The organism is Sulfurospirillum sp., from assembly GCF_036802865.1.
In the GTDB taxonomy this organism is placed as follows: domain Bacteria; phylum Campylobacterota; class Campylobacteria; order Campylobacterales; family Sulfurospirillaceae; genus Sulfurospirillum.
Genome location: NZ_DAIRVK010000001.1, coordinates 512,676 through 532,270, shown reverse-complemented (window position 1 = coordinate 532,270; position 19,595 = coordinate 512,676). Strand labels below are relative to the sequence as shown.

Sequence of the window (19,595 nt, the reverse complement as noted above, 5' to 3'; positions counted from 1 at the left end):
ATCTTCTATCAAGCTTTATTAAAGCTTGATCAACGTAGCTCCGAAACCGCCCATATTAATAGGCGCATCCCCATAGGAGACCAAAGCAGGATAAGTACTTAAAAAAGTACGTACCGCATAGGCTAATTTTCCTGTTCCTATGCCATGATAGACCAAAACTTCATCAAAGCCGTTAATCAGGGCATCGCTTAAAAACTTATCAAGTCGCTCCACTGCTTCATCGGCTCTTAACCCATGCAAGTCTAAAATCATCGAACCATTGGGAGTCTCTTTAGAAATAACAACGCCTGCTTTGTGCATTTTTGGCTGATTGCCACTGCGTTTGAGCTTAGAGAGTGGTACGCGAAGGCTAATGCCATCACACTCGATCATTGCTTCTTCTTTTTTAATACTCTTAATCACACCTTTTGAGCTTCCGTATTTGATCTTATCACCAACACTCAAAGCTTCAGCCTTATGCTCAGGAACGACGCGCTTGGTCTCTTGATGCAGTTGGTTTGCTTTATTTAACAAGCGGTGAGACTCTTTGCTGTCTTGAGATTTTATCGCTTTTTTGGCTTCACCAATTGCTTCATTGAACTCTTTGGACATCTTGGTATAAGCGCTATCAAACTCATCTCTCACACGCTCTTTTTCATCACGCAAAGACATTTTGAGCTTTTCCACTTCGTGCAATTTTTCATCTAAGATTTGAGATGTTTTGCGCATTTCAAGTTCAAGGTCAATGTTTTTTTGAATGAGTTCATTGAGTTTTTCTTTGTCCTCACCATACAAAACACGTGCTTCAGCAACCAATGTCTGCGGAATGCCGTAACGAAGGGCAGTTTCAAATGCATAACTTTTACCAATGGTTCCTTTTAAAAAGCCATAGGTTGGGCGTTCACTCTTTTCATCGTAAATTGCCGCTAAAAGTTCCACTTCAGGGTGGGTTGCAAGCAAAGAAGCAAGGCGTTTGTGGTGTGTGGTAATGACGATTTTCATCTCTTTGTCGATGAGCTTTTCGATCATCACCTTAAAAAGATTCGCCGCTTCATCTGCGTCCGTTCCAAGCTCTATCTCATCCACACCAATGAGTGCTACTTTTTTACCAAAAAGTTTACTAAACTCACTCATACGTCCCGCAAAAGTTGAGATGTCATTTTTGACATTTTGAGGATCATCTAAAATAGCAAAAACCTCTTTAAACGAGCCAATGCTTGAGTGTTTGGCATCAATGCGCATCGGAAGGAGGTATTTACTCAAAATGGCAGCAGAGAGTATGGACTTTAAAAGCATCGTCTTACCACCTGCATTCACACCTGTAATCATCAAAACCTGTTTTGAAAAATCAATAGTAATAGGCTTAGGATTGGCAAGTGCAGGGTGAGCAAAGTTTTCAAGTTTGATGACATTGGTTTTAGACGGTAGTACAAATTCCATATCTTTTTCTCTCGCATATGCGACTCTGGCATAGTACGCATCAAAACGATCAAACTCTTTGTTCACAAAAGCCAAAAATTTAAGTTGTTTGGTATATACCGACGAAATTTGCTTCGCATACTTGTACACAAGCTCTTCTTTACGGTCAATAAGCTCACTCTCACGACTCACCAGTTTGGCTAACGCTTCAGGTACGACGTAGAAGAAACCACTGCTACTGCGTCCAATGACATTGCCTTTTAAAACATGGTTAAAACCACCGCGCATCAAAAGTGCTTCTTGATTGTTGATATAGTGAATCTGTTTATCCGCAAGGTAAAGTGCGACTTTTTCAGTAGAAATAAAACGGCGAAGCGTGCTGTTCATCTCATCTTTGACCATTTTAAGACTTTGTGCTATGTTTGCAAATTGCTCATCGACACTGGGTTTAAGCTCGCCCTTTTCATCAAAATAGTTACAAATTTGCGTAATTTCAATCGGAATTAAAATACGCTCCATCCATTCACCAAGATTTTGGTCACTCAACATATTTTTAAGATACTGAATATAGTTAATAATCTGAACAAATGCAAATATCTCATTCAAACGCAATGTACCCATTTTGCTAAGGTGCATCAGGCTTACATCTAATGTTGGAACTTCAGGCAAAGGCTTGAGGCGATCACGCGTAAGGAGTTCATGAATCAATTTATAATGCAGATTTGCATCGCCCTCCATGAAAAGGGGTTTTTCACGTGCTAAAAAGTGTTTAAATCCAGTCGCATAATCAACCAGATCGAGTTTCGAAAAGAGCTTTTCCATTAGTGCTCTAGTTTACATGTAACCATATCGATGACTACGCCTTTATCATTTTTATTTTTATCATTTGCAATGAAGCTCAGCGTTCCACTGACAAATACAAATGTCGCTGAAGAGATTTCACGCCCATCACAATAGAGTGTTTTACCCTGCTTAAAAGCACTAATGAGCAATCGGTTGTGTTCTGTATTTTCACGTGTATGTCCTTCATACCACCATGAAAATAGAGCAAGAAGCGCAAAGGCAACTCCAAGCCCTACTTTTGCTTTTTTGGAAAGCGCACTCTTCTTGGCATAAAGTCCAAATACAATCAGAAAAGCCACTGCCAAAAAAAGTAAAAGTTGCATTACATCACACCCCTGAGTTGATAAGTTATATCGCCTGCTCCAAAACTAATCACCAAGCCTTCATTAAAGAGATGTTGATTTGCTTCATTGGAAAATATCTCAATACTATCATCTTTTCGGTAAACACGCGGTGGGAAAAGAGGAGAATAACGCGCAAATTCTTGTGCAAAATCAATAAAAACCTCTTTTTCCCCTGCTTTCCATACAGGCAAAATCACCAATTGATCGACCCCTTCAAAACAGTGAACAAAGCTCTCTAAATTATCAATGGTACGGGAATATTTATGTGGTTGCCAAATAGCTGTAATTTTTTTAAGTCCCATAAGTTTGGCATAGGTTTTAGCAGACCCCAATGTCGCTTTAATTTCTGTTGGGTGGTGCCCATAATCATCAATCAAGGCGAAATTCTCATGTTTCGTTAAAAGATCAAAACGTTTTTTAATCCCTTTATAGTTTTTGAGTTTTGCACGTGCTGTTTCGACATCCATCTCATGCAAGCTTGCTAAGATCGCCAAAGAAGCATCCAACGCTATATGCGCACCAATACCCCAAACTTCAAAACGTCCCAAATCTTTAAGAACAAAGGAAGTAAAAGGCTCACCATCACGCATGATCATTTGAATGTCTGTGATGTCACGACTCGGATAAAGACGGTCCGCTTCAAGTTCACTAAGTGTACTTAAAAAAGGATCTTCGGCATTAATGACGCGTATCTTTGCACTTTCTAAAAAGTGTCTGTAAGCTCCGTAAAAACGGTTTAAATCGTAGTTATAATACTCCATATGCTCAGGCTCAGCATTGGTCACAATCGCAATATACGGATTGGAATTTAAGAAACTCTCATCACTCTCATCGGCTTCAAAAATGACATTATTGCCCTCTTTGTAGTACATATTTGAACCGTACTGCTTACTTTCAGCCCCAATGACCAAAGAGCCCTCAACCATAGAAGCGAGCATCGCACTTGTGGTACTTTTACCATGGGCTCCACACACAGAAAAAACACGTCGATTTTTCAAAATAAAAAGCAATGCTTCACGACGTGGCATAATGCTCATACCTTTTTCACGTGCGCGTACGAGCTCTATATTATCGGGCTTAATAACAGCAGAGAAAACCACCAAGTCTTGGTCTGTAATACAATCAGGATCGTGCGGAATACGCACAAGAATACCCATTTCTTCCAAACCCGCTGTAATTTTTGTTGCCTTAACATCCGAACCCGTAATTTCATAACCCTCTTGCTTCAAATACTTTGCTAAGGCAGAAAGCCCAATTCCACCAATACCTACAAAATGAACTTTTTTCAACTCTTTTCCTTCGTCACTAAATCTATTTTTACACGCTTTACAAGCAAAGCTTGAAAAGCTACGCTGCGCTGTGCACTAAAGCTTGCCTCTTTGAGGCAGAAATATACCATTTTTGACATTTGCTGCCATCATGTTTTACGCTTTACTTTGAGGTAGCGATAAAATCTTTTATCTCTTTTAAAATAGCTTCTGTTTTCACACTGTTTTCAACAAGTGCGATGCGTACATATCCATCACCCATACCAGCACGTCCTAAGAAACGGCCTGGTAAAACTTTAATATTTTTCTGTGCATAAAGTTTACACGTAAACTCCAAATCATCCCCTACTTCTAGCCAAACATAAAATGTTGCATTTACCGCGGAGACGCCTAAAATTTCATGTGCTAAGGAGAGGTTTTTCGCGTATTGTGCACAGGTAAGCTCCACATGTTCCATATCGTTCCATGCCACAGTAGAAGCCATTTGAAGGGGTAATGGAATACCAGCCCCTATATACGTTCGGTACTTCATGTAACCACTCAATATTTTCTCATCTCCTGCAATAAAGCCTGAGCGAAGACCTGGAGCGGAGCTTCGTTTAGAGATAGAATTAATCACCAACACATTTTTAAACGTATCGTTTCCAACATGTAAACTTGCTTCTAAGAGTGAAGGTGGCTTTTCGCCCGCATAAATTTCACTGTAACACTCATCGTTTAAGAGAACAATGTCGTATTTCAGAGCAAATTTTACCCACTCGCCCAGTTCATCAAGACTTAAAACAGAAGTTGTTGGATTGTTTGGAAAATTCAAGATAATAAGATCAGCCTCTTTTAAAGCTGGCAAATTAATATCAGGCTTAAATGCGTTCTCTTTGGTAAGATTCAGATGCACAGCACGTGCACGACTGGCAATAGCGGCACCCTCGTAAATCTGATAAAAAGGGTTGGTATATGCCATGACAGGATTTGACTTGTCATGTAAGAGGTATTGTGGAAAATTAAACAGTACCTCTCTGGTTCCAAAAGTAGAGAGAAGTTCAGTTGATTTTAGTTCAACGCCAAAGCGCTTTTTTACAAAACTGCGTTGCGCTTCATTCACATATGCTTCGCCTGAAGATTTTGGGTATTTGTTCAACAATGCACTGCTGTTTTGAAGTGCTTGCTGAATGAAATCAGGCGTTTCAAACTGTGGCTCACCAATGGTAAGAGAGACAGCTGGATACGCACTACTTGGTGTAATATCTTTGAGTAACTCGGTCAATTTTTCAAACGGATACGGTTCAAAATGCAATGGTTTTCCTTTTAGATGTAAAACAATTTTTTAGTGTGGCATTCCAAATTTTTGGGTAATTAACTCACCCTCATCATTTATAAACAGATAATAAAGCAAATCTTTTTTAACACTGAGCCCTGCCAAATAACGAAGCGCTAAATTGGCTTGCAACGAGGCGATGTGCATCACAATGGGCGCGGCAATACCAGAGGGCGTTTTGTTGCTGATTTGAAAAGCTTTAAAACTACTCTTCTCAAAAAAACAGACCTGCCCATTAAATGCCTCAACCGAGCCATAAAGCCATGGTGTCTTCACCTTTTTAGCATAGATATCAATGAGCGCACGTGTGGGTAAATTATCGGTTGCATCGATGATGAGATCGACTTTAATATCTTTACCTGTAAAGTCTTCTAATCGACCAATATGCGCATAAACCTTCACAAACGGACAACGGTTTTCAATGCTCTCTTTCACGACATCGGCTTTGAGTTTTCCCTCATCCCCCACTTTAAAAGCGATTTGGCGGTGAATGTTATGTACACTCACCTCATCAAAATCTACGAGGTGAATTTCACCAATACCTGAACTTCCTAGAGCATACGCCAAAGAACTTCCAAGCCCACCACAGCCTATAATGACGATCTTTTTAGTTTGCAAACTTTGTTGTGTTGCTTCTCCCCACAGCTGTACTTGCCTGTGGAAATAATGCATCATAACGATTCCCTTTTGCTCACCTGTTTCTTCCATCCCCACAGTTTTCGTGCATCGCTTAGGCTCTCTTTTTCGATAGTCGCAACAAGCATCTCTTCTTTGTCTCCCAACGTGAGTTCAACATCTCCAAAAGGAGAAATGAGGCTACTTTTGCCGTAAAACTGCCATGTCTCTTCTTCTTTATAACTGCCAACACGGTTCGCACGCAAAATATAAACATTGTTTAGCATGGCTCTCATTTTCAAAAGCTCTTCCCAGCGATGTACTGAATCAAACGTCGAAGAGGTCGCTGTGAGTACCACATCCACATTTTTCTTCATCACTTCCATCCAAACAGCATCAAAATGAAGCTCATATCCACTTACGATTCCAAAGCGAATACCATCATGTAAAAAGATAGGCAACGTGTATTTAGAAACCGCATTGGCAAAAAACTTCTCTTCATTCCAGTGTTTATAATTGATCAAAAATTGTTGGTCAAAAAAATGAACAGATTTTGGCGAAAAATGGGCATTGCATTTGTAGCAAAATTCACCCTTTACATTGACAATAGGAGCAATGACATGTAAATCATAATCAGCGCAAAGCTTCTTTAAAACTTCTATTTTATGGTTTGATTGCTCTTTAATCATGGAGATCGGCATACTCTCTAGCTCTTTAAAAAAGCTATTCAGCGCATACTCGCTCAGTAACACAACTTCGACCTCTTTTTGTTTGCAGATACGAAAATAATAATCGAGTTTTGCCTCACTCATCGGAAGCGTGCTGAGTTGCAATGCCGCTATTTTCATGCCAATTCTTCCTTTGCTTGCAATTTAGTATAAGTCAATTTTGCTTCTTCAAGCATCTTCGTTGCATCTTTGAGAATCGCAATACCCTCTTGGTATTTTTTCATTCCCTCTTCCAATGAAAGCTCAGGGTTGGAAAGATTTTCCAAAATTGTTTTTGCGCTTTCTAATTTAGCTTCAAAGCTCTCTTTTTCATCTGCCATATTTAAACCTTTGCTTCTAGCGCTTTTGTGATATAAAAATCAAATTTATCGTACTCAATCAAAAAGGCATCGTGTCCATAGTGGCTGTCAATACAGACATAATCCACCTTTTCACCTTTACCCATATTTTCCATCGTCGTTTTTATAAACTCCATCTCTTCATGCATAAAAAGATAATCCCCCTGAAACGAAATCAGTGTGAGTTTGGCTTTAATATGTTTAAGTGAGTCTTCTAACGAATCATAATTACGCGTTGCATCAAAAATATTCATCGCTTTGATGATGTAAAGGTAACTGAGAGGATCGAAACGTTTGGCAAAACTGTAACCATTGTATTCCATGTATTTTTCAACTTGAAAACGCCCAAAAAGTTCATACAAACCATCGGTTTCAACGTAATTACGCCCAAACTTTTTATCCATAGAGTGGGGGCTTAAAAAGCTAATGTGTCCTGCCATACGACCAATGGCAAAACTTAGCAGTCCCTCTTCTTCAAAATCTTCCATCTCATAATTGCCATTTTTGAAACGGGGGTCTTTCACGATCCCTTCCATCGCCAATTTATTAAAAGCAATCGCCCAAGGACCTGTCGCATACGTTGTGGCAAGGAGTATGACACGTTTGGCAAAATGGGGATACTCAATCGACATACAAAGTCCTTGCATACCGCCCAGTGAGCCACCAATAATTGCATACGCTTCTTTGATACCCAAACGTGTAAAAAGGTTCATCTGAGCCCTCACCATATCGCTGATTGTCAGAACAGGGAATTTTAAACGCAAGGGTTCTTTAGTTTTTGAATTCACACTCATCGGTCCCGTTGAGCCAAAGCAACTTCCGAGGATGTTGACACAAATAACACAATACTTTGTTGTATCTACAATCTTATTGTCTCCGATAAGAGGATCCCACCAGCCTGCTTTCGTCTCACCTTCATAGCGACCTGCCGCATGATGACTACCTGTAAGTGCATGGAACACTACGATCACATTGCTTTTGGTCTCATTCATTTCACCATACGTCTCGTATTTGAGATCGTATGTCTCTAAGATACGCCCACTCTCAAGATAAAGTGGTTCGTCAAAATGTTCTACAAAGGTTTGAATATTCACAATTGACCTTATTTAAAATTGGGGTCACATGACCCCATGACTCTATAACTAACACGTTTTCAAAGCAAAGCTCTAAAAACTACGCTAACACTAGGTTTTCTTCGTAAGAGCGCCCATGCACCTTTGGTGCTTTAAATTCTTGCAAAACTAAATTTGCAAGAATTCTATTAGTTAACGCGATAATTTGGCGCTTCGTGTGTAATAATAACATCATGCACATGGCTCTCTTTTAAGCCCGCACTCGTAATTTCAACAAATTCTGCTTTTTCTTGGTAATCAATAATATCACGTGCACCCACATACCCCATGGAAGATCGAAGTCCTCCAACGAGTTGGAAAATGACATCGCGAATAGAGCCTGCATGAGGAACACGTCCTTCAATACCTTCTGGAACGAGTTTATCAGCAGCAGTTCCCTCTTGGAAATAACGATCGCTACTTCCTTTGGTCATCGCACCAATACTTCCCATACCACGGTATGTTTTGTACTGACGTCCTTGATACGTAATAAGCTCACCCGGGCTCTCATCGGTTCCAGCGAGTAAACTTCCCACCATAACACTTTGAGCACCTGCAGCTAAGGCTTTTGCAAAATCACCTGAATACTTAATACCACCATCAGCAATAACAGGAACACCGTGTTTACGGCCTACATCTGAACACTCTTCAATCGCTGACATTTGAGGCACACCGACACCCGAAACAATACGCGTCGTACAAATACTTCCAGGTCCTATACCTACTTTAATACCATCCACTCCCGCAGCAACCAGTGCTTCAGCAGCTTCACTAGTTGCAATATTTCCAGCGATAATATCGATCTTAAGCTCTTTTTTAATCAATTTAACCGTATCAATAATACCTTTTGAATGCCCATGTGCAGAATCTAAAACAAGCACATCCGCACCCGCAGCTTCAAGTGCACGAGCACGATCCAATTGACCAACACCAATTGCCGCACCAACACGAAGTCTACCAAAGGCATCTTTATTAGCATGAGGATACTCTTGGCGTTTTTTAAGATCTTTGATCGTAATAAGACCTGCAAGTTTATTATTTTCATCTACAACAGGGAGTTTTTCTACTTTATTGGTTCTAAAAATAGCTTCAGCATCATCCAATGTTGTGCCTTTTTTCACTGTAATCAAAGGCATTTTCGTCATTAATTCTTCGACATTTTTACTATAGTCATTTTCAAAACGAAGGTCACGGTTGGTTAAAATACCAATAAGTGTATCGTTATCATCAATAACAGGCACACCTGAAATACGGTATTCAGACATAATATCCAAAGCCTCTCGAAGCGTTGCTTTTGCTTTAATAGAGACAGGATCAATAATAATGCCACTTTCGCTTTTTTTAACACGTCTGATTTCACGTACTTGAGATTCTATGTCCATATTTTTATGAATAATGCCCAAACCACCAAGTCGTGCCATCATAATCGCTGATCTGTGTTCGGTTACTGTATCCATCGCAGCCGATACCAAAGGAATATTCAATGTAATATTTTTAGTCAGTTTTGTTTTGATATCTACCTCTTTAGGTAAAATCTCTGAATATTTTGGTACTAATAATACGTCTTCAAATGTTAATGCTCTTTTTCTAATCTTCATCTATGTTCTCCTATAATCCTAATTCGCGCTCTAAGCTTAATGCACCATCTAACAGTGCTTGCTCACCGTATGCTTGACCAATCAATTGTCCACCGACAGGAAGACCTTTGCTATCCATTCCAAGAGGAACAGAAATGCCTGGAAGCCCTGCTAAATTGAGAGAGATAGTATAAATATCACTCAAATACATCTCTAATGGATCTGCTTTTGAGCCAAACTCAAACGCACTGGTTGGAGTTACTGGCATAAAGATCAGATCAGCCTCTTTAAAAATTGCTTCATACTGTGCTTTGATAAAATGACGAGCACGTTGCGCTTTGATGTAATACGCATCGTAATAGCCACTGCTTAAAACAAAGGTTCCCAGGAGAATTCTTCGTTTAACTTCTTCACCAAAACCAAGGCTTCTGCTTTGAATAAACATCTCTTTAAGGTTTTCATTACTTCCACGATTGCCATAACGAACGCCATCATAACGGCTTAAGTTTGCACTTGCTTCTGCGGTTGCGATAACATAGTAGGTTGCAATATCATATTTTGAGTTGATAAAATTGCGATAAATAATTGTATGCCCCGCTTTTTCAAGCGCCTTAATACCATCCATCATACGTTCACGCACTTCAGGGCTGGCTTCATTCAAATAGTTTTCAATCACAGCAATCGTCATTTTACGGCTTGCATCGAGTTTATCAGCCACACTTTGATGTGCCATATTCGCACTGGTAGAGTCTTTAGGCTCATGTCCTGCGATAATGTCATACAAAATGGCCGCATCTTCAACATTTTGCGTAATCGGTCCAATTTGATCCAGTGAACTCGAATATGCACCCAAACCGTAACGACTCACTTTTCCATATGTTGGTTTAAGCCCAACACAACCGCAAAAAGCCGCTGGTTGGCGAATACTTCCTCCTGTGTCACTGCCAAGTGCCGCAATGGCTATGCCACCAGCAACCGCAGCAGCACTTCCACCACTACTGCCACCAGGAACACATTTTGGATTGTGAGGGTTGAGTGTTTTACCGTAAAATGAAGACTCAGTAGAACTTCCCATGGCAAATTCGTCCATGTTTGTTCGACCAAATGGCGACAAGCCATGGCGAAGCATATTGTCAATAACGGTGGCATTGTAAGGCGCAACATAACCTTGAAGAATATTAGAGCCGCTCGTGACTTCCCATCCATTGACTTGAATATTATCTTTAATCGCAATAGGAATGCCTGCGCCGTATTCACTTACACTTGTGCCGATCAATTGCTCAACATAAGCACCCAACTCTTTTTTCGCTTCAATCTCTTTTTTCAAATCACTTCTAAATGCTTCAATTTCTTCTTTAGGAAGTTTCAACGCTTCTTTTAAGGTAATCAACTGTGATCCTTTAACTTTTTCGTTCTTTGATTGATCAGATAAATACACACACCAATGACGACGAAAATTGCGCCAACGGTTGAAAAGACAAAGCTAAGCTCAATAGGTACACTTAAATCAACCATTGATTGCCTCGTTACATCGGTGACAAAGCTCTTCTTCACTTTTTGCACGGTATTTCCAGCAACGTGGGCATTTGCATTTGGTCGCTTTAAGAATTTTAAAACGATCACCATCTACTTCAAATACACCCATTTCACCGGCTTCATCATGTTCTATCACTTTACTGACCGTAAACCAATCTTCTGCATCTACTTTTTCAAGGGCTACAATTTTGGGTGAAGCTGTCTGAATAATCAACTCTAGCGTTGATTTAATGATCTTCTCTTTTTTCAAACTATCTACGATTTCAAAGAATTTCTCTCTCGCTTCCATCATATAGGCTTCATCAAAAGCGCTTGAGACCTCAGGAAGTGGTTGATATACAAGGTCAAAAACACTCTCACCGTTTTGTTTCAAAATAGCAGGAGCGTATTCCATCATCTCATCAATCGTATAGGTCAACGTTGGTGCCATCAACACCATCAACTTCTCAGCAATGAGCGCCATAGCACTTTGTGCGGAGAGACGAATGGAATCGTTTTTAGCGTTACAATAAAGTCTATCTTTTGAAATATCCAAATAAATTCCGCTGAGTTCTACAGCAATAAAATGATTGAGAAGCGCAAATCCTTTGGAAAATTCATACTCTCTAAAGTAACCTTGAGCCTCATCAAACACCGCTTTGGCATGGGCTAAGATCCATTGATCTAAAACACCCATCTCAGAACTTGGCATAATGGTTTCAAGATCATTCACATTTGCCAGTAAAAATCTAAACGTATTACGGATTTTACGGTACTGCTCGCTAATTTGTTTTAAGATGTTATCACTGATTTTAAGATCGGTTGTGTATTCACTTGTTCCAACCCAAAGGCGAAGAATTTCAACACCGTATTGCTTTGCGACATCTGCAGGAGCGACGACATTACCTTTAGACTTGCTCATCTTCTCACCCTTCTCATCAACGGTGAAACCATGTGTCAAGATTTTGCTGTATGGAGCAATGCCATTGTTAGCAGTACTGACCAAAAGGGAGCTTTGAAACCAACCACGGTGTTGGTCACTTCCTTCAAGGTACATTGTTGCAGGGTAAGTTCCAGCATCATAATCAGAAGACTGCAAAACCGCTTTCCATGTGCTACCACTGTCAAACCACACATCCAAAATATCCATCACTTTTTCAAGGTTTTCAGGTTTATAGCCACTGTTTTCAACCAAAAGATCTTCAATCTCTAAATCCCACCACGCATCAGCACCTTTTTCTTCAAAAATAGCAGCAATATGCGTAACAACTTTAGCATCAAAAATCGGTTTACCCGTTGTTTTATCTCTAAAAAATGCAATAGGAACACCCCAATCACGCTGACGAGAGATACACCAATCTGGTCTATTTTCAATCATCGAACCTAAACGATTAATGCCTGATTTTGGGTAAAAGCGTACTTTCTCAAGCTCATCCATTGCCATTTTACGAAGACTCTCACGTCCACCCATGGCTTCGTCCATCGCAACAAACCACTGTTTGGTCGCACGGTAAATGACGGGTTGATGCGTTCTCCAGCAAAATGGGTACGAGTGTGTGAATTTTGAGCATTTAAGCAATCTGTCGCCTAAAAGCTCTAAAATACGTTCGTTGCATTTAAAAATATGCTCACCTACAAAACTCTGCGCATCTGGAAGCAGTCCTAAACGAACTACCGTTTCATCGTAACAACCTCGCTCATCGACTGGCATTACCACTTCAAGCCCATAACGAAGCCCTACTTTATAGTCGTCATCGCCATGCCCTGGTGCTGTATGAACACAACCGCTACCACCATCCATCGTAACATGATCACCTAAAATAAGTTGTGATTTTCTGCCATTGAGTGGGTTAATCGCAAAACTGTTTTCAAGCACACTCGCTTTAAACGTTTTAATTATTTCACCCGTAACTACGCCTTGCTCTAAAAGTTTGCCATGTAAAGGTTCCGCCACAATGTAACCGTCACTTGTGAGCACATAATTTTCATCCGGACTAAATGAAATACCCACGTTTGCAGGTAACGTCCAAGGTGTAGTCGTCCAGATAATAACCGAAGCATCGGTGTTAATCTCAAGTTTGTCTTTTGCTTCAGGACTTAGCGCAAACGCTACAAAAATAGAGTAGTCTTCTTTGTCTTCATACTCAACTTCTGCTTCTGCAAGTGCACTACGAGCTGCCCATGACCAATAAACAGGTTTACTACGCTCAACCAACAGCCCACGGTCTGCAACACCACACAGTGCTCGGTAAATATCCGCTTCAAATTTAAACTTCATCGTCATATACGGATTATCCCAATCCGCAATAACACCTAAAGACTTAAACTCTTCACGTTGAATGTCTATAAATTTACGAGCATGTTCACGACATAACTCTCTAATTTTACTTTTAGGCAGTGCATCTTTTTTCTCTTTGCCAAGGTTTTTTTCCACTTGTTGCTCAATCGGCAAACCATGACAATCCCAACCTGGAACATAACGCACTTTCTCGCCAAAAAAATAATGGGTTTTGATAATAACATCTTTGAGAATTTTATTGAGTGCGTGACCGATGTGAATGTGTCCATTGGCATACGGAGGTCCATCGTGAAGAATAAATGTCGTTGGGGCATTTTCTCTGTTTTGTATCATTTTAGCATAAGCGCTCTCCTCTTTGGAAAACCACTTAGCATAGCGTGCAGGCTCGTTTTGAGGAAGATTGCCACGCATTGGAAAATCGGTTTGAGGAAGAAGCAAGGTCTCTTTATAGTCCATCTATTATTTCTCCTTAGAAGCTACAACTCTTTACATGTAAGCGTCTCTTAAAATGAGGCAAGTTTATCTAAAAACGATTTAAGAAGCACTTACGGTATAATGCGAGGTACGTTATAACTCAAAGTAACACTGATGACAAGCGTTAATTAAAGCACCAAATGAGGCGTAGGCTTTCTTTCGAGGAAAACCCAGTGTTAACGTAGTTTTTAAAGCTTTGCTTCAAAACGTGTTAAGAGTTCTTGCAGAACTCTATTAAAAAAATAAAAAGGTTGTTCACATGAAAAGCTCTTTGATCGTAGTCGGTAAAGCTCTACGATACAATCTGCCATTTTTAAACTATATCCATGCCACCATTACGAAACATCTTGATCTACCTGATCAAACCGTTTATATCGATAAAAACGATAAAGATCTCTTTTTTGTTTTGGAAGAGTCCATTGCCCATGCTGATGAAATCGTTATTGTCACATCCAACGATAGCTTCAATTTGGTCAATAAAGTCATTGCAACGCTGGGTGAAGAAGCACTAGAACTCAAATCAGGTATGCTCATTCCTTCGAAAACCGTACGCTATGAAGATAACAGTTATCTTTTAGCAAGAGATGGAAAACACATCAATGTCATTAAAGCATGTGAAAATAAAAAACTTCCAACCATACTCATCGAAAATAGCAACAGTTCAGCACTTTTTTCAATTATCAACATTGATGAGGACTCTCTTAAAATTCTTGTTGAACCACTTGCCCAAAACTATGAAATAAGAATTACACCCACAACAATTGTCGATGGATGGATTATGGTTGAGGCTATCTCTAACAAATATGGTAACTTGGAGAGTTTCTTTAAAGCTATTAAGTCACTCCTACCTACAAAAGTTATTAACCATCCTGATGTCATTACACATATTTCACAATGCCTACAAAGAGAAGAAAAAACACTGAGTATTGCAGAGAGTTGTACAGGAGGTCTTATTGCCTCCATGCTTACTAAACGTGCAGGTATTTCGGCAGTTTTTAAAGGTGGCATTGTTTCTTACTCCAATGACATTAAAGAGTCATGGTTAGGCGTAAATCCTGAAACCATTGAACGACATGGGGCAGTGAGTGAACTCTGTGTACGTGAAATGTTGGAAGGTGTGCTCAATGCTAGCCTCTCAGATTATGCCATTGCAACCAGTGGTGTAGCAGGTCCTGATGGGGGAAGTATGGAAAAACCAGTAGGGACTGTGTATGTTGGTGCACGCAACAAGGAAGGGGTTATTATGATTGAAAGACTCCTTTTAGAGGGCGATAGAGAATACATTCAAACCCAAAGTGCATACCATGCTTTAAAGTTACTTTTACATGTAGGTGAAAATATTTTTTTAAAAAGTGAAAAAATGTCTTGACAAATGATTTTTTTTTCTCTATAATTTCAGCCTCATTACGAGAAGAACGGTGAATGACTCGTTAGCTCAGTCGGTAGAGCATCTCCCTTTTAAGGAGGTGGTCGATGGTTCGAATCCATCACGGGTCACCATTTTTATATTTTGTGCGACCCCATCGTCTAGTGGTCCAGGATCCCGCCCTTTCACGGCGGTTACAGGGGTTCAAATCCCCTTGGGGTCGCCAAATAATTCTTCTTTAATGTCCCTAATGGTCGCTTAGCTCAGTTGGTAGAGCGCCACCCTTACAAGGTGGATGTCATAAGTTCGAGTCTTATAGCGACCACCATTTATGCGCGGCGGTAGTTCAGTTGGTTAGAATATCGGCCTGTCACGCCGGGGGTCGCGGGTTCGAGCCCCGTCCGCCGCGCCACGATTTTATTTTCCCTCAGCATTTTCTTATTGTATTTGAAACTGTCTGAGCATGACTCGTTAGCTCAGTCGGTAGAGCATCTCCCTTTTAAGGAGGTGGTCGATGGTTCGAATCCATCACGGGTCACCATTGTCCTAAACAAACACACTTGTGCGACCCCATCGTCTAGTGGTTAGGACACCGCCCTCTCAAGGCGGGAACGGGGGTTCAAGTCCCCCTGGGGTCGCCATTTCTTCTTCCCAGTTTTCAAACTCTATTTCCTCTTTGATTTATTCCTTCATTTTCATACATATCAATTTCACGTTTATAATCTGGATTGGCTTTTTTAAGCTCTTCATCCATAAAAGCGATTAATTTAGCATCTGCATTAGGATGACTTGCTATCAATAAAACAAAATTAAGATATATTTTTGAGACTTTAGGAGCAATACCTTTTTCTTTTGCAGGGAAAGGACACTCTTTGGCTGCTTTTAAAATAGCATTGGTAAGATCATTACGAGAAGAAGTACGTTTAGCCGCAATATCAATTAAAGCCTCAATAGCGATTTTACGTGCTTTTTCTTCTTGTGCCTCAGTATGTTTGACTTCGACAATAACTGTTTTTTGCATATTGGCTACGACAATAAAAAGCGAGATTATAACGATTGAGATAACCAAAACAACCGTTATAATGAGATAATTCTCTTGCATGAAGGAGACTCCCCCTCTTAAGTTTTTACCTATTATAGCACAACTTAAAAGAGGGACAAATATCTTTACTTTACTTTATAACGTTTTAGAAATCTCACGTTTAGGATAAGCAAAGGCTATGACAAGTGCGACAATCGCAACGGTGTAGTAGACAAATGTAGGCACAGGAATTGGATCGCCTGCTGCATACGAATGCATACCTGATAGGTAAAAGTTAACCCCAAAATAGGTCATAATGATTGATGCAAAGGCAACCGTTGAAGCAACGGCAAAAACAAAAGGTGTATTGAGTTTAGGAATAAACCTAAAATGTACAACAGCGGCATAAAATAGAATAGAAACCAATGCCCATGTCTCTTTAGGATCCCAGCCCCAATATCTACCCCATGATTCATTCGCCCAAACACCGCCCAAAAAGTTACCAATCGTTAAAAGACTTAGTCCTAATATCATCGCCATTTCATTGATACGTGTTGCTTCAATAATATTGCGTTCAATTTCTTGATTTTTTTTGACTTGTGTTTTGTTACGTAAAATGAAAAGAATCAGCGTGAAAAAGCCCAAAAGTGAACAAAGCCCTAAGAAACCATAACTTGCAGTAATCACTGAAACATGGATATTAAGCCAATAGGACTTCAATACGGGAACTAAATTGGTAATTTGAGGATCCATCCAACTAAGATGCGCTACAAAAAGTGTGACACCTGTTAAGATGGAGGTTAAGGCAAGAGAGACAACAGATTGTCGCGAAAAGAAAATACCAGCTAGTGCTATCGCCCATGCAATATAAATCATCGATTCATAACCATCACTCCATGGAGCATGTGTCGAGATATACCATCTTAGTCCTAGTCCAAATGTATGGATCAAAAACGCTATAAAATTGATACCTAAAACTATTTTTGTGATCATTCCAAGGCGAATAGATGATTTGACCATTTTTGCAAAAATGAAACAGAGAAGTACAAGTCCACTAAGAAGATAAACCGGTGTCAGGCGATCAAAAATTTTGGCATGATTAAAAAATGTCTCAGCTTTAATGCGGCTTCCACTTGGAATGATCTCAGAACCATATTGCTCTTGGTAAGATTGAAGTTTGTCTAGAGCTTTATCTGCATTTTCCCACTTTCCTTTCTCCAACCCTTCACTAATGGATTCAAAGTAGCCACCTAAAAGAGCGCGTACTTCATCGCCTTCTTGTTTGGAAAAGCTCATAACAGATTCTTGTGGTGCAAACCATCGTTTATTAATATCATTTTGCTTCGGAATCATTTTAAAGACTTCGCCCGTATAAACCATGTAGCAAATGTTAACACGTTCATCAACTTTGAGAATATCTTTATCAAATTGATTACGAAGCGCTGGTTTTTTACGATTTGCCTCTTCTGAGTATTTTGTTAGTTTATAAGCATGGTCACCTTCTTTGTCAAAAAAATCATTAAAAGAGGCATACTTTTGATTTTCAGCAATTCCAATAATCTTTTTAAGATCAGGATGAAACACTTTAATAACAGGTAAAGATTGCCACTCACCAGGAGAGCTCATCATACTCAGTGCTACTTGATTAGCACTCATACCTTCAAAGGTCGAACTACCATAGATTTTATTGAGAAGTTCTGTAGAGACTGTATCAATCGGTTTAATTCTTCCATCAACACTTTGAACCAGTAAATTCCCAAATTTATCTGCATGTTTTACATCGTATTGCTTTAAAAAAGAGAGATACTCTTCAGTAGTATACGTTGTAGCAGCATGCACATTACTGCCTTGAAGCAATGCGAGACCCATAAAAAGAGCTAAAAGAATAGATTTTATTTTTGTCATATCTTTTTGTACCATTCCTGCAAGTTTACGAAAACGGCTTTTTGGATTGAGTAAATTAAAAAAAAGGCCTATTCCTAGGAGAAGATAGCCAAAGTAAGTTGGGAGTTTTCCAGGGTCATTATTTACAGACAAGATTGTTCCTTTTTCGTCTTTGTCATACGAACTTTGAAAGAAGCGGAATCCTCGATAATCAAGCACATGATTCATGTAAATACGATAAGGCATATGAACACCTTTTTCACTATCTACCACTTCAACTTCACTTGCATAGGACATTGGTGACATTGAACCCGCATAACGATCGAGCTGAAATTCATTGAGTTTGATCGCAAAAGGAAGTGTAAAAGTTTGAGAACCCCACTCAAAGATAAACGGGATACCCGCAATCAGCTCTTTTGTTTGCTCGCCTTGACTTCCTTTTCCTTGTCCAAACATTGCCACTTCTTTGGTTTCACCTTTAAAGGTGACATCTGCAACAATGGCAGAAATAGCACCATTTTTAGCCATAGGATTTTTATCTGCAACTACTTTCTCTTTACCTTTTAAACCAATATAACGTGGTGCAAAGTTGACATTGCCAATAGTATAAAGCTGACCCGTAACAAAATCTTCTTTTTTATCGGCTTCATACTCTCCACGTTTGTTCTCTACCATTTTAAACCAAGAAATTTTTGCTTTTGAAGTGAAATAAAATTTTCCATCTTCAAGTGTAAAACGGACTTCTTCTTTTGGCGAAGTCGATGCTTTGCCATTAAAGCTAAAAATATATTCGCTTGATTCGTATGTTTCGCCCTCTTTTAAAACAACGCTCAGACTTTCGCCATAACCGCTAAGCATCATCGAAATCATCGGAACACCCGATGGATCATCAACAACTTTTGCCGTAGCATTAGGCAAATACTCTTTAAATTTTACAACGGCTTTATCGCCATCCACATCCACCTTGAAAGAAAAGTCATTGCTACCAACATGTGAAATGAGTTTAGGATGGCTATAACCATACGTTTTACCATCTTTAAGAGCACTCACTTGGATAAACGCATCACCTGATGTGACCTTGTTTTCAGACATACCATTTCTGACGTGTAACGATCCCTCAAAACCAAAATAGCGTGTCATACCTGAACCAATAAGAATGAAAATAAAGCTAAGATGAAATATAAATGAAGGTAATTTATCAAGAGAGGCATATATTTTATATCGGATGATGTTATTAATTAAAATGAGTCCTAATGCAACTTGAAGTAACTCAAACCACCAAGAGGTATAAATCAGTGCCCAACTCGTCTCGACACCAAAATCATTTTCAATAAAAGTTGCTACCCCGCTAAAAATTCCAAAAAAAACTAAAAGGATGATGGCTGACTTCATCGAAAAAACCTGCTTCAATACAAAATCCATAAAACGTCCTTGCCTGTAAAGAATGAGCCTTCTTTCATACCCCTTAGTGCATAAATACCTAAAGAATTATCAAAGA

General features: G+C 39.5%; 15 protein-coding genes and 6 tRNA genes. 7 read left to right on the top strand and 14 right to left on the bottom strand.

What is annotated here, in order from left to right; translation table 11 throughout:
* Positions 1-18: 18 nt before the first annotated feature.
* From V7Q04_RS02710 to ileS, 12 genes are all read right to left on the bottom strand, one after another.
* Positions 19-2,220: an endonuclease MutS2 gene (locus V7Q04_RS02710; protein ID WP_333803372.1), complete on the bottom strand. Its 2,202-nt coding sequence runs from the start codon at positions 2,218-2,220 to the stop codon at positions 19-21.
* Positions 2,220-2,564 (bottom strand): hypothetical protein, encoded by a 345-nt coding sequence (locus tag V7Q04_RS02705; protein ID WP_333803371.1) that lies wholly within the window; start codon positions 2,562-2,564, stop codon positions 2,220-2,222. The genes V7Q04_RS02710 and V7Q04_RS02705 overlap by 1 nt, the downstream gene beginning before the upstream one ends.
* Positions 2,564-3,874, bottom strand: a complete 1,311-nt coding sequence (gene murC, locus V7Q04_RS02700; protein ID WP_333803370.1) for a UDP-N-acetylmuramate--L-alanine ligase — start codon at positions 3,872-3,874, stop codon at positions 2,564-2,566. Before murC ends, V7Q04_RS02705 begins: the two co-directional genes overlap by 1 nt.
* Before the next feature lie 142 nt (positions 3,875-4,016).
* Positions 4,017-5,147, bottom strand: coding sequence for a succinyldiaminopimelate transaminase (locus V7Q04_RS02695; protein WP_333803369.1), 1,131 nt, complete (start codon positions 5,145-5,147; stop codon positions 4,017-4,019).
* 30 nt (positions 5,148-5,177) lie between these two features.
* Positions 5,178-5,843, bottom strand: coding sequence for a HesA/MoeB/ThiF family protein (locus tag V7Q04_RS02690; RefSeq protein ID WP_333803368.1), 666 nt, complete (start codon positions 5,841-5,843; stop codon positions 5,178-5,180).
* Positions 5,840-6,631: a carbon-nitrogen hydrolase family protein gene (locus V7Q04_RS02685; protein WP_333803367.1), complete on the bottom strand. Its 792-nt coding sequence runs from the start codon at positions 6,629-6,631 to the stop codon at positions 5,840-5,842. Before V7Q04_RS02685 ends, V7Q04_RS02690 begins: the two co-directional genes overlap by 4 nt.
* On the bottom strand, positions 6,628-6,831 hold the full coding sequence (gene xseB, locus V7Q04_RS02680; RefSeq protein ID WP_333803366.1) for an exodeoxyribonuclease VII small subunit: 204 nt from the start codon (positions 6,829-6,831) through the stop codon (positions 6,628-6,630). Before xseB ends, V7Q04_RS02685 begins: the two co-directional genes overlap by 4 nt.
* 2 nt (positions 6,832-6,833) lie before the next feature.
* Positions 6,834-7,946: a homoserine O-acetyltransferase MetX gene (metX, locus tag V7Q04_RS02675; RefSeq protein WP_333803691.1), complete on the bottom strand. Its 1,113-nt coding sequence runs from the start codon at positions 7,944-7,946 to the stop codon at positions 6,834-6,836.
* A gap of 164 nt (positions 7,947-8,110) precedes the next feature.
* A complete protein-coding gene (gene guaB / locus V7Q04_RS02670) occupies positions 8,111-9,559 on the bottom strand; it encodes an IMP dehydrogenase (protein WP_333803365.1) in 1,449 nt (482 codons plus the stop codon).
* Positions 9,560-9,569: 10 nt separating this feature from the next.
* Entirely contained in the window at positions 9,570-10,928 is a 1,359-nt protein-coding gene (gene gatA / locus V7Q04_RS02665; protein WP_333803364.1) for an Asp-tRNA(Asn)/Glu-tRNA(Gln) amidotransferase subunit GatA, read from the bottom strand.
* Positions 10,925-11,053, bottom strand: coding sequence for a hypothetical protein (locus V7Q04_RS02660; RefSeq protein ID WP_333803363.1), 129 nt, complete (start codon positions 11,051-11,053; stop codon positions 10,925-10,927). Before V7Q04_RS02660 ends, gatA begins: the two co-directional genes overlap by 4 nt.
* Positions 11,046-13,808, bottom strand: a complete 2,763-nt coding sequence (gene ileS / locus V7Q04_RS02655; protein ID WP_333803362.1) for an isoleucine--tRNA ligase — start codon at positions 13,806-13,808, stop codon at positions 11,046-11,048. The genes V7Q04_RS02660 and ileS overlap by 8 nt, the downstream gene beginning before the upstream one ends.
* Before the next feature lie 277 nt (positions 13,809-14,085).
* On the opposite strand from ileS, the gene V7Q04_RS02650 reads away from it, so the two are divergent.
* The 7 genes from V7Q04_RS02650 (at position 14,086) to V7Q04_RS02620 (ending at position 15,833) form a co-directional block, all read left to right on the top strand.
* Entirely contained in the window at positions 14,086-15,195 is a 1,110-nt protein-coding gene (locus tag V7Q04_RS02650) for a CinA family protein (protein ID WP_333803361.1), read from the top strand.
* 55 nt (positions 15,196-15,250) lie between these two features.
* Positions 15,251-15,326 (top strand) — tRNA-Lys (locus tag V7Q04_RS02645).
* A 16-nt stretch (positions 15,327-15,342) separates the two neighbouring features.
* Positions 15,343-15,418: transfer RNA gene (locus V7Q04_RS02640), tRNA-Glu, on the top strand.
* A 26-nt stretch (positions 15,419-15,444) separates the two neighbouring features.
* Positions 15,445-15,520: transfer RNA gene (locus V7Q04_RS02635), tRNA-Val, on the top strand.
* Positions 15,521-15,527: 7 nt separating this feature from the next.
* Positions 15,528-15,604: transfer RNA gene (locus tag V7Q04_RS02630), tRNA-Asp, on the top strand.
* Positions 15,605-15,657: 53 nt separating this feature from the next.
* A tRNA-Lys gene (locus tag V7Q04_RS02625) sits at positions 15,658-15,733 on the top strand.
* A 25-nt stretch (positions 15,734-15,758) separates the two neighbouring features.
* Positions 15,759-15,833, top strand: a tRNA-Glu gene (locus V7Q04_RS02620).
* A 17-nt stretch (positions 15,834-15,850) separates the two neighbouring features.
* Here the strand turns inward: V7Q04_RS02620 and V7Q04_RS02615 are convergent.
* Complete coding sequence (locus tag V7Q04_RS02615) at positions 15,851-16,294, bottom strand: hypothetical protein (RefSeq protein WP_333803360.1); 444 nt, start codon at positions 16,292-16,294, stop codon at positions 15,851-15,853.
* 75 nt (positions 16,295-16,369) lie between these two features.
* Complete coding sequence (ccsA, locus tag V7Q04_RS02610; protein ID WP_333803359.1) at positions 16,370-19,519, bottom strand: cytochrome c biogenesis protein CcsA; 3,150 nt, start codon at positions 19,517-19,519, stop codon at positions 16,370-16,372.
* Between the last annotated feature and the right edge of the window lie 76 nt (positions 19,520-19,595).